15 protein-coding genes and 1 tRNA gene are annotated in these 12,776 nt (G+C 48.8%); 8 read left to right on the forward strand and 8 right to left on the reverse strand.

The annotated features are described in order from the left end of the window. Positions 1–27 precede the first annotated feature (27 nt). Positions 28–300, reverse strand: coding sequence for a hypothetical protein (locus tag H6F51_20265; GenBank protein MBD1824807.1), 273 nt, complete (start codon positions 298–300; stop codon positions 28–30). A gap of 426 nt (positions 301–726) precedes the next feature. Here H6F51_20265 and H6F51_20270 point away from each other — a divergent pair, with 426 nt between their 5' ends. The 5 genes from H6F51_20270 (at position 727) to H6F51_20290 (ending at position 6,020) form a co-directional block, all read left to right on the forward strand. After that, positions 727–1,671 (forward strand): site-specific DNA-methyltransferase, encoded by a 945-nt coding sequence (locus tag H6F51_20270; protein ID MBD1824808.1) that lies wholly within the window; start codon positions 727–729, stop codon positions 1,669–1,671. A 194-nt stretch (positions 1,672–1,865) separates the two neighbouring features. Next, the gene (gene chlP / locus H6F51_20275; GenBank protein ID MBD1824809.1) at positions 1,866–3,089 is read left to right on the forward strand and encodes a geranylgeranyl reductase; all 1,224 of its coding nucleotides are present in this window, start codon (positions 1,866–1,868) and stop codon (positions 3,087–3,089) included. 152 nt (positions 3,090–3,241) lie between these two features. After that, complete coding sequence (locus H6F51_20280) at positions 3,242–4,627, forward strand: BCD family MFS transporter (GenBank protein MBD1824810.1); 1,386 nt, start codon at positions 3,242–3,244, stop codon at positions 4,625–4,627. Then, positions 4,627–5,217, forward strand: coding sequence for a Uma2 family endonuclease (locus H6F51_20285; GenBank protein MBD1824811.1), 591 nt, complete (start codon positions 4,627–4,629; stop codon positions 5,215–5,217). Before H6F51_20280 ends, H6F51_20285 begins: the two co-directional genes overlap by 1 nt. Continuing rightward, positions 5,214–6,020: an inositol monophosphatase gene (locus tag H6F51_20290; GenBank protein MBD1824812.1), complete on the forward strand. Its 807-nt coding sequence runs from the start codon at positions 5,214–5,216 to the stop codon at positions 6,018–6,020. Before H6F51_20285 ends, H6F51_20290 begins: the two co-directional genes overlap by 4 nt. A 33-nt stretch (positions 6,021–6,053) precedes the next feature. Here H6F51_20290 and H6F51_20295 read toward each other — a convergent pair whose 3' ends face one another. Together H6F51_20295 and H6F51_20300 are read right to left on the reverse strand one after the other, a co-directional pair. Next, positions 6,054–6,512, reverse strand: coding sequence for a DUF29 domain-containing protein (locus H6F51_20295; GenBank protein ID MBD1824813.1), 459 nt, complete (start codon positions 6,510–6,512; stop codon positions 6,054–6,056). Between the two features lie 92 nt (positions 6,513–6,604). Continuing rightward, the gene (locus H6F51_20300) at positions 6,605–7,375 is read right to left on the reverse strand and encodes an SAM-dependent chlorinase/fluorinase (GenBank protein ID MBD1824814.1); all 771 of its coding nucleotides are present in this window, start codon (positions 7,373–7,375) and stop codon (positions 6,605–6,607) included. A gap of 110 nt (positions 7,376–7,485) precedes the next feature. Here H6F51_20300 and H6F51_20305 point away from each other — a divergent pair, with 110 nt between their 5' ends. After that, positions 7,486–7,638 (forward strand): hypothetical protein, encoded by a 153-nt coding sequence (locus H6F51_20305; GenBank protein MBD1824815.1) that lies wholly within the window; start codon positions 7,486–7,488, stop codon positions 7,636–7,638. A 58-nt stretch (positions 7,639–7,696) separates the two neighbouring features. Here H6F51_20305 and moaC read toward each other — a convergent pair whose 3' ends face one another. Next, complete coding sequence (moaC, locus tag H6F51_20310) at positions 7,697–8,182, reverse strand: cyclic pyranopterin monophosphate synthase MoaC (protein MBD1824816.1); 486 nt, start codon at positions 8,180–8,182, stop codon at positions 7,697–7,699. A 59-nt stretch (positions 8,183–8,241) separates the two neighbouring features. Here moaC and H6F51_20315 point away from each other — a divergent pair. After that, positions 8,242–8,315, forward strand: a tRNA-Arg gene (locus H6F51_20315). A gap of 105 nt (positions 8,316–8,420) precedes the next feature. Here H6F51_20315 and H6F51_20320 read toward each other — a convergent pair. Both H6F51_20320 and H6F51_20325 read right to left on the reverse strand, forming a co-directional pair. After that, complete coding sequence (locus tag H6F51_20320; protein ID MBD1824817.1) at positions 8,421–9,071, reverse strand: hypothetical protein; 651 nt, start codon at positions 9,069–9,071, stop codon at positions 8,421–8,423. 172 nt (positions 9,072–9,243) lie between these two features. Further along, on the reverse strand, positions 9,244–9,570 hold the full coding sequence (locus H6F51_20325; GenBank protein MBD1824818.1) for a YbjQ family protein: 327 nt from the start codon (positions 9,568–9,570) through the stop codon (positions 9,244–9,246). Positions 9,571–9,615: 45 nt separating this feature from the next. Between H6F51_20325 and H6F51_20330 the strand changes: the two genes are divergently transcribed. After that, positions 9,616–10,686, forward strand: coding sequence for a tetratricopeptide repeat protein (locus tag H6F51_20330; protein MBD1824819.1), 1,071 nt, complete (start codon positions 9,616–9,618; stop codon positions 10,684–10,686). Here H6F51_20330 and H6F51_20335 read toward each other — a convergent pair. Both H6F51_20335 and H6F51_20340 read right to left on the reverse strand, forming a co-directional pair. Beyond that, positions 10,676–11,626, reverse strand: coding sequence for an NAD-dependent epimerase/dehydratase family protein (locus H6F51_20335; GenBank protein ID MBD1824820.1), 951 nt, complete (start codon positions 11,624–11,626; stop codon positions 10,676–10,678). The genes H6F51_20330 and H6F51_20335 overlap by 11 nt on opposite strands. Further along, entirely contained in the window at positions 11,623–12,747 is a 1,125-nt protein-coding gene (locus H6F51_20340; protein ID MBD1824821.1) for a hypothetical protein, read from the reverse strand. Before H6F51_20340 ends, H6F51_20335 begins: the two co-directional genes overlap by 4 nt. Between the last annotated feature and the right edge of the window lie 29 nt (positions 12,748–12,776).

Here is a 12,776-nt window from a genome sequence, read left to right on the forward strand (position 1 = left end):
CAAATGGTTATAAATAAAGAAGCTGAATTAACGAGTACCAGATCCCCCAGTGCTACTGGGCGGAGCATTCGGTTCGGGATCGAAGGTTGAATCTATTAATTTAGTGATAGGCTGAAAATCATGGTGGAAAGCGGAGTGCAGCGCTTTCCCAGCGGATGGCGCTGCTACACTCCTTGCGATCGTAATAACTTCAGCCTGAGCAAATTTTGCCAGTGAGAGCGATGCACCTAAAGCCAGAGTTGCTGTCAGTGCCATCCTTGAGAACGTACTCATTTGCAGCAACCGATGGAGATAAAGCATTTATCTTATTCACTTCCTTCACAGTATCTTAATTGATCCAGCAAGATAATTCCAGTGTTTATACGGTAGTCTTATCGCGGTTTTATAGAATCGAAATGATACTTAAGTAATTGCACAGGAGCATAGAGAGGATTTCTACTTGCGAAAGCTTTAATAACTCAATTCTGCGATTTTTATAAAATATTCATGCCGAGCCGTGATGTTGTCTCAGGTTTTTAAGTTTGTTGAAGATTTTTCTCCTAAGAAACTTTGCTCGTCTCGCTCCCTTTATCTGTTAACTTTTAGATCTTTTCTAAGAGCTTTTCCAAAACCTAATCTTTACTTTATAGTCTCTTCATAAAAGTTGACAGTGTGCACCTAACCTTATTAAACACAACTGTGCAATTACGAAACCTTATAAAACTATAAAACTTTAGACTCTGTTCGATCGCGCCCGTGAAAAAATCCAAAGCCAGCAGAAATCGTAGTGTTGAATTAAGCGACCTCGACCGACAACGCCTGAGATCAAGGCTGATTTCGATCGCTGAGCTTTCTACCAACCCACCAATAGGGACTATTCAAGCAGATAGCTTAGCGATTTCCGCTCTGCTACCCGATAGATTTGTGGATCTTTTAATCCTCGATCCGCCCTACAACTTGTCAAAGAATTTCAACGGGTTGAGATTTGAACGTCGCTCAGTCGAAGCGTATACGGCTTGGCTAGAGGCTGCGATCGTTGCCTTTAAACCATTGCTCAAACCGACAGCCTCCCTTTATATCTGCGGCGATTGGCTGTCTTCGGCTTCGATTTACACGGCGGCTTCCGCTCATTTCACGGTTCACAATCGGATTACTTGGGAGCGTGAGAAAGGACGAGGTGCAAAAGCGAACTGGAAGAATTCGAGCGAAGATATTTGGTTCTGTACCGTTTCAAATCAGTACACCTTTAACTTAGATGCCGTGAAATTGCGGCGACGAGTGCTGGCACCCTATCGGACGATCGACAAAACGCCGAAAGATTGGGAATCGACCGAGCAGGGGAATTTCCGCGATACGCATCCATCAAACTTTTGGTCAGATATCACGATCCCGTTCTGGTCGATGCCTGAGAATACAGAACATCCCACTCAAAAAAGCGAAAAACTGCTCGCCAAGCTAATTTTGGCAAGCTCGAATCCGGGAGATTTTGTCTTTGATCCGTTTGTTGGCAGTGGGACGACTTCGGTGGTGGCGAAGAAGCTCGATCGATGTTATCTCGGCATCGATTTAAACGAAGAATACTGTCTGTTAACCGAGCGGCGATTGGAACTGGCGGAGAACGATCGCCGGATTCAAGGCTGGTCAGACGGAGTATTTTGGGAGCGCAATACGTTCGCATCGCAGCAGAAATAAGCGCGATCGTGACTTCGATGCTTCAAATGACATCATCGAGCGTCTTCTATTTCTGTCTTGGCGATCGCTAATTTATTACGACAAAATAATTAAATTGTTAAGCTCTGTTTCAAGTTGCCGTAGTCCGTAACAGAAGGGCAAAAGCCGCGTGATACGATGGCTTTCGTAGCTTTAAAGAAATTGGGAGAAAACCTTTGACACTCCGGGTTGCAGTTGTAGGCGGTGGTCCTGCTGGTTCTTCCGCAGCAGAGACCTTAGCAAAAGCGGGTATTGAAACCTATCTTATTGAGCGCAAGTTAGACAACGTTAAACCCTGTGGTGGGGCAATCCCCCTCTGTATGGTGTCGGAATTTGACTTGCCCGAAAACATCATCGATCGCAAAGTGCGAAAGATGAAAATGATTTCCCCCTCGAATGTCGAAGTTAGTATCGGTAGCACGTTAAAAGACGACGAATATATCGGAATGTGTCGCCGCGAAGTCCTAGATGGCTTCCTGCGCGATCGTGCCGTCTCCCTCGGCGCAAAGTTGATTAATGGCACGATGCACAAGCTGGAATTGCCCACCAGCGCAAACGGTTCCTACACGCTGCACTATGCCGATCACTCGGATGGCAGCTTGGAAGGAAAAGCCGCAACGCTCGAAGTCGATCTGGTCGTTGGTGCAGATGGCGCAAACTCGCGAGTGGCAAAAGCGATCGATGCCGGGGATTACAACTATGCGATCGCCTTCCAAGAGCGGATCATGCTGCCTGATGACAAGATGGCGTACTACGAAGACCTCGCTGAGATGTACGTGGGCGACGATGTTTCCACCGATTTCTACGCTTGGGTGTTTCCGAAGTACAACCACGTTGCGGTGGGAACCGGAACGATGGCTCCGAACAAAGCAGACATCAAAAAGCTACAGGCTGGAATTCGGGCAAGAGCCGCGAAAAAACTCAGAGGCGGAAAGATCATTCGGGTTGAAGCGCATCCGATTCCAGAGCATCCGAGACCGCGCCGTGTGGTTGGTCGCGTTGCCTTGGTTGGAGATGCAGCCGGAACCGTGACTAAATCTTCGGGTGAAGGCATTTACTTCGCTGCGAAATCGGCGCGGATGTGTGCAGAAACGATCGTCGAATTTTCTGAAAACGGTCGTCGCATTCCCACGGAAGCCGATTTGAAAGTGTATCTAAAGCGTTGGGATAAGAAGTACGGACTCACCTACAAAGTGCTGGACATTTTGCAAACGGTATTCTACCGAACCGATGCAACCCGCGAAGCCTTTGTCGAAATGTGTTCGGATATCGATGTGCAAAGGCTCACTTTCGATAGCTACCTTTACAAAACGGTTGTCCCGGCAAATCCGCTGGTGCAACTGAAGATCACGGCGAAAACGATCGGCAGCCTGATTCGCGGCAATGCGTTAGCGCCCTAAGTCAAGATTGCCTTTGCTAAGATGCGATCGTGCAGCACTGCGCGATCGCTTTTTATTGGTCGATCTGAATTCGCAATTGCTCGATTCTCCCTACCTTTACTTCGTTTACGATCGCCACAGAAACCCCAAACCGCTATTCTGAGTTCCAAACTATGATCACGCAACCGCCCAGAATCAAGCTTTTGACGATGTTCCAACTCGGTCTGTATCAGATGGGGTTGGGCATGATGTCGGTGTTAACGCTTGGTGTGCTAAATCGCATCATGATTAAAGAATTGGCAATTCCGGCAACGATCGCAGCAGGCGCGATCGCGGTGCATCAGTTTATGGCTCCCGCTCGATTGTGGTTTGGGCAGATGTCGGACGCAAAACCGATCGCAGGCTATCACCGGACGGGCTATGTGTGGATCGCGTCGGTGCTGTTTTCGCTGACTGCGTTTCTGGCAGTTCAGGTGATGTGGCAAGTGGGCGCGAGTTTGCAGACGGTTGGATGGAGTCTACAAACACAGCTTTGGATCGGCGTATTAGGGCTGGTCTTTGCGCTGTATGGGTTGACTTTGAGCGCGGGATCGACTCCGTTTGCGGCGCTATTGGTCGATGTGAGCGAAGAAGAAGAACGATCGAAATTGGTCGGAATTGTTTGGTCGATGCTGATGGTGGGAATTGTGATCGGGGCGATCGTCACCTCTCGATTGTTACCAGCCGAAGGAACTGCGAATTTAGCCGCGTTGCGTCCGGCGGTCGATCGCGTGTTTGTAATCATTCCAAGTATTGTCTGTGGGCTGTGTGTGTTAGCAACGCTTGGAGTTGAAAAGAAGTATTCGCGGTTTAGTACACGGACGACCTTCGATCGCGAGGATCAAATTACCTTAAGCCGAGCGATTCGAGTGTTAACGGCTTCACCGCAAACGGGATTATTCTTCACCTTCTTGCTATTCATGACGATTAGCTTGTTTATGCAGGATGCGGTGATGGAGTCTTACGGCGGACAAGTGTTTGGAATGTCGGTTGCAGAAACGACTCGCCTAAACGCCTTTTGGGGCATGGGCACCTTGATTGGAATTAGTAGCGCCGGATTTGCGATCGTGCCTCGCCTCGGAAAAACTAGAACCGCCAAACTCGGCTGTGTTCTCGTTGCAGCCTGCATGATCTTTATCATCTTCACAGGCTTTACCGCGAACCCCAAACTTTTACAAAGTGGATTATTCCTGTTTGGTTTGGCATCGGGCGTCACAACCACGGGCGCGATTAGCTTAATGCTCGATCTAACGGCGGTTGAAACCGCAGGAACGTTTATCGGGGCATGGGGATTAGCACAAGCGTTGGCGAGAGCATTAGCAACGATTTTCGGCGGTGGCGCTTTAGATGTGGGCAAAGCGATTTTCTCGAATTTGACGCTATCGTATGCGGTGGTATTCGGATTACAAGCGATCGGGATGCTCGTTGCAGTCGGATTGCTGAGCCGCGTCGATGTCAAAGCGTTCCGCAATAATACAAAAGCCGCAATTTCAACGATTTTGCAAGGTGAGTTGGATTAATGACTCAAGCAAAACCCCGATTTCAGACGATCGAAGAGTATCTTGATTACGATGATGGAACTGACACCCGCTACGAATTGGTTGATGGGGTGCTGGTAGAGATGGGCGCAGAAAAGCCAATTAATACCGCGATCGCCGTTTTCTTGATCGGATACTTTCTACAGCTCGGAATTCCAGTATCCCGAATTGGCATCAAACATTTGATTGCAGTGAGTTCGTCGAGAGTGACTGCACGCGATCCAGATTTAATGATTCATTCCGAAGCATCGCGTGATGCCATGAATCAAACTGCTCAGTTATTTCTGTCGGCTACAATGCCTGCACCTTTGCTTGTGATCGAAGTCGTTTCGCCAGGGGAGCCTGGAAGCGACAACTATAACCGCGATTACATTGAGAAGCCCAGGGAGTACGCGGCGCGAGGAATTCCTGAGTATTGGCTGATTGACCCCAATCGAGCTGTGGCACTTGTGCTATCGCTACAGAACGATCGCTATCAACCGAAAGAATTTAGAAACAACGATCGTCTCGTTTCCCCCACGTTTCCAAACCTGCAATTAGCAGCAGCGCAAATTTTAGAGGCAGGAGCATGAATTTTTTAGAAATCAAAACCTTTTCAGAAACGATTACTCATAAAGTTGGGGCGCAACTGCTGAAAGATTTTGGACAGGTGCAGGCGGCGGAAAAAGCAGACGGAAGCCTTGTTACACAGTCCGATCGCTGGGCAGATGAGCAAATTCGGGCGGCAATCTCGCAAAAGTTTCCCGATCACGGTGTTTTAAGTGAAGAAGCGGAGCATTGTTTTCCCGATCGTGAGTGGTGCTGGATTATCGATCCGCTAGATGGAACGACGAATTTTGCGCGGGGCTTACCGCTCTGGGGGATTTCGATCTCGCTTCTCTATCAAGGCACCCCAGTCTTCGGCTATGTGCATCTGCCGCCGTTGAATCAATCGTTTCATGGATATTGGTGCGGCGAATCGGGGCTAGATTTACCGTCGGGGGCATTTCTCAATGACAAACCAATTCACGCAAGCCAAGAAGCTCTCACCCGCAATCACTTTTTTAATCTATGTGCCCGCAGTACCTCAGTGCTGAAAAATCCATTTCCGGCAAAGATTCGGATGCTAGGAGTTGCGACCTATAACTTACTTACAGTCGCGGCAGGGGCGACGATGGGCGGCGTAGAAGCAACGCCAAAGATTTGGGATATTGCCGCAGTTTGGGCGATCGTACAAGCAGCAGGCGCGGTTTGGCATCCCTTGGAATCGTCTCCGATTTTTCCACTAGAAGTCGGCAAGGATTACAGTATGCGATCGTTTCCCACTTTAGTCGTGAGTCGAGCGGATTTGGTGCCTGTGTTTGAGCCGCTGGTGAGAACGATCGGACAACCCTGACGCTTCTGCGAGCGACTACGATCGCAAATTCAATCAGTCATGACTGTCCCAGAACTTATCATGCAGAAGAACATCGATTTCGCTCTTATATTGCCACTCATCAGGAAATTGAGTTTTCGAGTAGTCTTCTCGCAGGTCTAATAGAGCCGAATTCCAAGCGTCAGGAAATGCTGCAATTAAATATTTTCGCAAGCTTGGCGATTGTTCCAATAAGAGTTTCAGTTGCTTTCGCTGTTCGCGAATGGTTAATTCCCAACCCCGATAGTCATCGGGAGAATAAACATAGAGGCGTTTGAGGAGATGATTGAGTAATACTTCCAGACGGTTTTTTAGCTCCCGTCGATCGCGCCCTGCCAAGCCTTCAATCTCCTCAATCAAGCTGACGATGTCGATGTCTTCAAACTGTCGTTGTTTCAGCTTGATTACCGTATCGTCTAACCAAGCGACTAAATCCTGCTGATAGAGCGTTTTCTGGGCTTGGATTTGCGTCATACAGCATCGCTCCTTTTGCGAGATAACTTTATTTTATCGAGGCTCACAGACTTCTTTTGCTAGAGAAGATCGAAACTGATTGAAAATTGGTTTCAGCTAGAGAGCACCACGATCGTGTCTCCAACCGCTAACTTCAAATAATTCTGAGCATTGCCGCGATTCATCGCAATCTCAACCCAACGATGACTGCCAATCAATCCAATAACCTCGCCGATCGCAGCATCAGCATAAGTCGTCTTTCCTGAAAAGATTGCCTCATTGATGCGAATTCTCCAAGGACGATCGCGCACTCGCTCTCCTGGAATGTTGGTAATGAGATTGCCGAAATGATCGATCGCTTGAATCACGCCGAGCAATCCTGCTTCCGTTTCAATCACATCCGGAGTCGGTAACTGCACGATCGAACTTAAATCGATCGCAGTGCCTAGCTCCTGTAAGGGAACTCCACTCGCCAAATGTGCCGCAGCCGGCGCAAAAATATCGCGTCCGTGAAACGTAGTGCTCGGAGTTAGTGATCGCCAATACTGCGAATTGCTCAGTTCAACCGCCGTGATCGCATCGCTCAAAACACCGCTAATCAACCCGTTATCTGGTGCGACCACAAACCCAGATTTGAGTCGAACCGCAATCGATCGCCGCTGACTCCCGACTCCGGGATCAACGACGGCAAGATGAACCGTTCCACTTGGAAAATAAGGATAAGCATTCATCAGGTGAAATCGCGCGGTTGCAATGTCCTGTGGCGGAACTTGATGTGTTAGATCGATCGTCTGAATCTGGAGATTGATTTGTGCGATCGTTCCCTTCATTACTCCCACATAGACATCATTTAGTCCGAAGTCAGTCAGCAGCGTGATTAACATTTGTCCGTCGAAAGTATGAATTTTTAGTAGCATAAGCTACCGTTTGAAATGACCGATGCTAAAATTAAATAATGGTGATAAGCAAAGCTAACCTCTAGGAAATTCCAATTATGAACAGAAATCGCCTGCATTCAGCAGAAGTTGCGAGAGTCCATCGCGAAAACCTACAAAGAAACCTGCAACGCCGCATGGATGCAGCTAAAGCGCGGGGTGATCAAGCGTTGCTGCGGATGCTGGAAGCAGAAGCAAGCTACCTGAGATAATTCATTGTTTTGTAAAATCTCAAATTTAGCGCGACGAAAGCCGCGCTTTTTTATTGCATTATAAACTCTCTGCTCGGAAGTAATCGCCGGACTTGCCTCCGGTCTTGCTGAGAAGATAAATTTGCTCGATCGTAATCGACTTCTCGATCGCTTTTGCCATGTCATACAAAGTCAACGCCGCGATCGAAGCTGCCGTCAGCGCTTCCATCTCCACCCCGGTTTCTGCCTTGATCTTCACCGTCGCTTGAATCTCAAACCCCGGTCGCTCTGGTTGGGCTGTGATCTTGACCTCCACTTTTTGAATCGGCAAGGGATGGCACAGCGGGATTAAATTTGCCGTTTGTTTTGCCGCCATAATCCCGGCAATTCGCGCGGTTCCCAGCACGTCTCCTTTCGGTGTATCTCCGGACTCGATCGCCTGCATGGTCTCTGGTTTCATCCGAACATGCGCGATCGCAGTCGCTTGTCTCACCGTTGCCGCTTTTGCCGAGACATCTACCATTTGTGCTTGTCCTGTGGCATCGAGATGAGAAAGTTCGATCAATTTTTCAGATTGTTTTGTCATTTGCGTCAGATCGTTGTATATTGAATAAGTGCCGATAAGGGCTTGTAGCTCAGTGGACTAGAGCACGTGGCTACGGACCACGGTGTCGGGGGTTCGAATCCCTCCTAGCCCGTTTTATATTCTAGGGATGTTCAAGCAACATCCCTTTTGTTTTTTAAATTAAAAAACCCCTCAATCAAAGTGAGGGGTTATTAGAGCGATCGATCAAACCCAAATCTTACATGCCGCGATTCGGCTCAACGTAAGCGGTGGTTGCGCGGGGCTTGCGGGTTCCTACTGCTGCACCAGCCAAAGATGCCGCCAAACCGAGCAACGAACCAATCACGAACGACCAGCCTGCGGTTGCAGTGTTGCCTGCAATGTTACGAGCATCTTGAGCAGAAATGTTCGGTCTTGCAGCGTTCGGATCAACATTCGGAACACCCGTTTGCGGCAGAGCGGCACCTGCTGCGTTTGCTGCGCTCGAAACCGCCAAACCAAATGCACCCGTAACACCACTTGCCAACAGGTAAGCGCTCAGTGCCAAAGTGGTTGCCCAAAGAATTGCACCGTTGAGCAATGCGGTGCTGCGGTTCATCGGACCACAAGCGCGTGCCATCACCCAGCTACCGATAAACAGCGAAATCAACAAGCTGATCGTTGCCCAAATTCCGACTGCGGTTCCGACTCCGCCTGCCTCCGTCCGGGGCGCACCGGAGTTTGCGATCGAGGTTGCGCCAATTGCTGCACCCAGCGCGCTCAGAATTAACTGAGACACCAGTGCAACCATCAAACCGGAGATAATCGGGCCCCAACGAACGCGGTCATGATAGTCGCCCGCAACCGGGATAACAGCCGCTTCAGCGACAGGACGATTAGTATATGCCATTGTGAATTGTCTCCCCTAACAAGATAGTTATTTGCAAAGAAATTACTCTTGGCATCACTATAAGGTTTGCAGAAATAAAATCACTCTACCGGGAGTGAGACCATACAGATACCCCGTTAGAGAGAAATCATTGGGGATCACGATCGAATTCAGTTTGTGAACGTGAGCCGAATCAACGAATTTTCACAGCAGTTCCAACCGCAGTAATTAAAAGAAGAACGCCGGATTGATCAAGTTGGATTGTGCCAGTATTCACTTCGATTCCCACAACGGCATTTGCGCCTAGACTTTGTGCCCGTTTTTGGAGTTCTGCGAGGGCGTTTTGCTGTCCTTGTTCAAAGACGCGCTCATATCCTGCGGTACGTCCACCAACGATGTCACGGATGCCGGCAAAGAAATCTTTGAGGGCGTTCGTTCCGTAGACCACTTCGGCCGTAACGACACCGAGGTATGATTCGATCGCAACATCTTGTATTGTATCGGTGGTTGTCATTAGCATCGTTTCATCTCGCTCAAACTGGAGTTTCTGTAATTGTTGATCACTATGGCTACAATATCTCACCTCCGTCGATCGCTCGTTGCTGCTGGAATTCTGGTGTCGGTTGCGATGCCTCAAGTGGCTTACGCTCAATCAGATGAGTTAGATAAATTGCTAGAACAGGGACGCGAGTTTGTTGAGGCGCGGAATTGGTCAGGAGCACTAGCAGCGTTTCAGCGGGCATCGGCGATCGACAATCGCAACGCTCGGATTTTCTCTGGAATGGGGTTTGCCTTTGCTCAGGAAGGGCGATTTCAAGAAGCGGCGGAAGCTTATCGTCAAGCGGTGGCGCTGGAATCGACCAATGCCGATTTTTTCTATGCGTTGGGATTCAGCCTGGCAAATCTGGGCAACGACAGCGAAGCCGAAGAGGCTTACCGTCAAGCGACCCAATTAGACAGGCGCAACGTGAATGCGTTTTTGGGGTTGGGAACGGTTCTTTCTCGTCAGGGACAGTTTTCTCAGGCGTTGTCAGCGTATCAGCAAGCCGCAAGACTCGATCGCCGCAGCGCCGAGGCGCAGGAATCGATCGGCTTAATGCTGCTGCAACTGGGACGAACAACGCAGGGGATGACTGCGCTGCAAGCAGCGACACGGTTAAATCCAAGGCGGACGAGTTCTCATGTTGCAATGGGCATTGCGCTGCTAGATCAAGGCAACTCACAAGCGGCGCTGAATGCGTTTAATCAAGCGGTGCGAATTGATCCAAGTAATTCTAAGCTGCACCTGCAAATTGGCAAGATTCTACGCGAGAAAGGCAATAATACCGCCGCTTTAAGCGCATTTCAGCGGTCGGTGAATTTAGATCGAGAGTCAGCCGAAGCGCAGTTTGCGCTGGCAGAAGCGGCGCTGGCAAACAACGAAACGATGCGATCGGTGATGGCGTTTCGCGAGGTGATTAAGCTCGAACCGAATAACGCAGCAGCGCATTATCAAATGGGGCTTGCTTTGAGAGCGCGGAATTTCACCCAGGATGCGATCGAGGCGTTTCGCCGCGCCAAGATGCTGTTTGAGGAGCAAGGCAAGACCGACGAAATGAAAAAAGTAGAGCAGGCGCTCTCCGAAGCTAAGCCTTGATCAGTGACTTTAGGGTGGCTTCGGGCGATCGCGGGTTCCATCCGAGTTCGCGTCTTGCTTTGGAGCCATCGACGCGTACACAGCGATCGTAAACATAATGAACTCGCTCGTTGTCGATCGGCGGTTGCCAACGGGCGACTCTGCCGATTGGATCGAGAACGCTGGCGACGAGACGCACGATCGATTCTGGAGCTTCGCGGGGAACAGAAATTCCAGTTTCTTGGCTGAAGATTTCAAACATTTCTCTAGTGGTCAAGTCGCCTGCAGAAATGATGTAATAGTCGCCAGATTTGCCGCGATCGACCGCAAGAATCATGGCTTCAGCGAGATCATCAACGTGAACAATTCCTGTCACTCGTCCGCCGCCTGCCCAAACTTTGAGCCGCCCATTTAGAAAGGCGTTCAGAACAGGCTTAAAGTGTGGATCATCGCTGCCGAAAATTCCAGAAGGCAGGACGCTGACGATCGATAATTCTTGGGTTTGATCGACTAATTGCTGCGCTTGGTATTTTGTGCGATCGTAAGCGGAAGAAAAGTCTTTTTGAGTGCGCTGAAAGGTTTCGTCAATCACTTTACCTTGCGTATCGCCAAAAATCCCGATCGTGCTGCAATAAATCAATTTAGGTAGATTAACTGCTTTTGCTGCTTCCAAAACGGCGCGGGTGCCTTTAACATTAACGCGCTCCATTTCTGCAGCATCAACAATTCCAAGCTCAACATAGGCAGCCGTATGAAATACAACATCGACATTTTGCATCGCCTCGCTCAGAGCAGCGCGATCGGTAATATCACCGTAAGCATATTGAATCTCGCAACCGGATAAACGAGACAGATTGCTCGATCGCCGCACGAAACCGATTACAGAATCGCCTCGATGCAAAAGTGCCTTAACCAGATGCGATCCGGTAAATCCATTTGCTCCAGTCACTAAAGCTTTCATAGGGATTTTTCGTACATTCGATAGGTTTTGTAGATTTTACCGCCCGCCGCTTCAATCAATTTGCGCGATCGAGAATTGTCTTCGTAAACCCAGGAAAGCTCAGCCCGTTTATAAGGTTTTCCCTTTTTTAATCCGCCTTGTAATCCCAAGTAAATTAATCCCAATGGAACCAATTTTCTTTGAAATTCTGGAAGTGAACATATCGCAATCACGCGACCCTGATCAATCCGGCGACGGTACCACAAGAACTTCAGAATTCCGACCCAATTGAGCCGACCATTCACAAATTTAAGCGGAATATTGTAGTCAGGCAATCCCATCCAGAACCCGATCATTTCTCCGTTGTATTCTGCAACCGGAAACACATCCGGATCGACTAAATCTTGCAGCGATCGCGCTTCTTCTAAAAATTCTTCAAGGGTGCGAGGAGTTGAACTCCAATTACTTGAAAATGCCTGATTAAACAAGTGATATAGATTAATACAATCTTGCTCAAATCCTTCGCCTTTTGTGTGCAAAGGTCGAAATGTCACGCCGGATTTACAAGCAATTCTGTAGCCTTTTTCAAATTCAGGCGAAAGCGGTTTATCTAATGGAAAATCGTAAGCATACGCATCTTTTGCCTTTGCCCAACCTAACTGCTCAATAAAAGTTGGATAATAGGACGGATTGTAAGGCATCATTACCATCGGAGGAGAATCGAAGCCATCGACCAAAAAGAGACAGTTATTATGCGTTGAAAGGTCGATCGGACCACGAACTTCTGTAATATCTAGCGATCGTAGCCAGTTTTCTGCCGCTTCAAACAGGGCGGCTGCGACTTGGATATCCTCAACACATTCAAAGAACCCAAAAATCCCGATCGGCTTGCCTTCACGCTCAATCAATCGATCATTCACGGCTGCCACAATTCGACCGATCGCCGTTCCGCGTGAGATGGCAATAAACTGCTTCAGCTTGCCGTATTGAAAAAATGGATTCTCTGGCTGAAACTTCTTCTGCACATCGCTCCGCAAGGGTGGCACCCAATTGGGATCATTTGCGTAGACGACCCAGGGAACATTGATGAACATTTCCTGTTCAGTCGCAGACGTAACCGGAAATACTTCAAAGGTTGGCATCGCTCATTCATTCATCTATCAGGTTAATG

The sequence above is a fragment of the Cyanobacteria bacterium FACHB-DQ100 genome (assembly GCA_014695195.1).
Taxonomy (GTDB): domain Bacteria; phylum Cyanobacteriota; class Cyanobacteriia; order Leptolyngbyales; family Leptolyngbyaceae; genus Leptolyngbya.

Excerpts from the sequence above, each read along its gene's own strand:
- H6F51_20280 (MBD1824810.1), top strand. The coding sequence starts at position 3,242 with ATGATCACGCAACCGCCCAGAATCAAGCTTTTGACGATGTTCCAACTC.
- H6F51_20285 (MBD1824811.1), top strand. The coding sequence starts at position 4,627 with ATGACTCAAGCAAAACCCCGATTTCAGACGATCGAAGAGTATCTTGAT.
- H6F51_20265 (MBD1824807.1), bottom strand. The coding sequence starts at position 300 with ATGCTTTATCTCCATCGGTTGCTGCAAATGAGTACGTTCTCAAGGATG.
- H6F51_20300 (MBD1824814.1), bottom strand. The coding sequence starts at position 7,375 with ATGTTAATCACGCTGCTGACTGACTTCGGACTAAATGATGTCTATGTG.
- H6F51_20290 (MBD1824812.1), top strand. The coding sequence starts at position 5,214 with ATGAATTTTTTAGAAATCAAAACCTTTTCAGAAACGATTACTCATAAA.
- H6F51_20295 (MBD1824813.1), bottom strand. The coding sequence starts at position 6,512 with ATGACGCAAATCCAAGCCCAGAAAACGCTCTATCAGCAGGATTTAGTC.
- H6F51_20340 (MBD1824821.1), bottom strand. The coding sequence starts at position 12,747 with ATGCCAACCTTTGAAGTATTTCCGGTTACGTCTGCGACTGAACAGGAA.
- H6F51_20325 (MBD1824818.1), bottom strand. The coding sequence starts at position 9,570 with ATGCTAATGACAACCACCGATACAATACAAGATGTTGCGATCGAATCA.
- H6F51_20320 (MBD1824817.1), bottom strand. The coding sequence starts at position 9,071 with ATGGCATATACTAATCGTCCTGTCGCTGAAGCGGCTGTTATCCCGGTT.
- H6F51_20305 (MBD1824815.1), top strand. The coding sequence starts at position 7,486 with ATGAACAGAAATCGCCTGCATTCAGCAGAAGTTGCGAGAGTCCATCGC.
- H6F51_20335 (MBD1824820.1), bottom strand. The coding sequence starts at position 11,626 with ATGAAAGCTTTAGTGACTGGAGCAAATGGATTTACCGGATCGCATCTG.
- H6F51_20330 (MBD1824819.1), top strand. The coding sequence starts at position 9,616 with ATGGCTACAATATCTCACCTCCGTCGATCGCTCGTTGCTGCTGGAATT.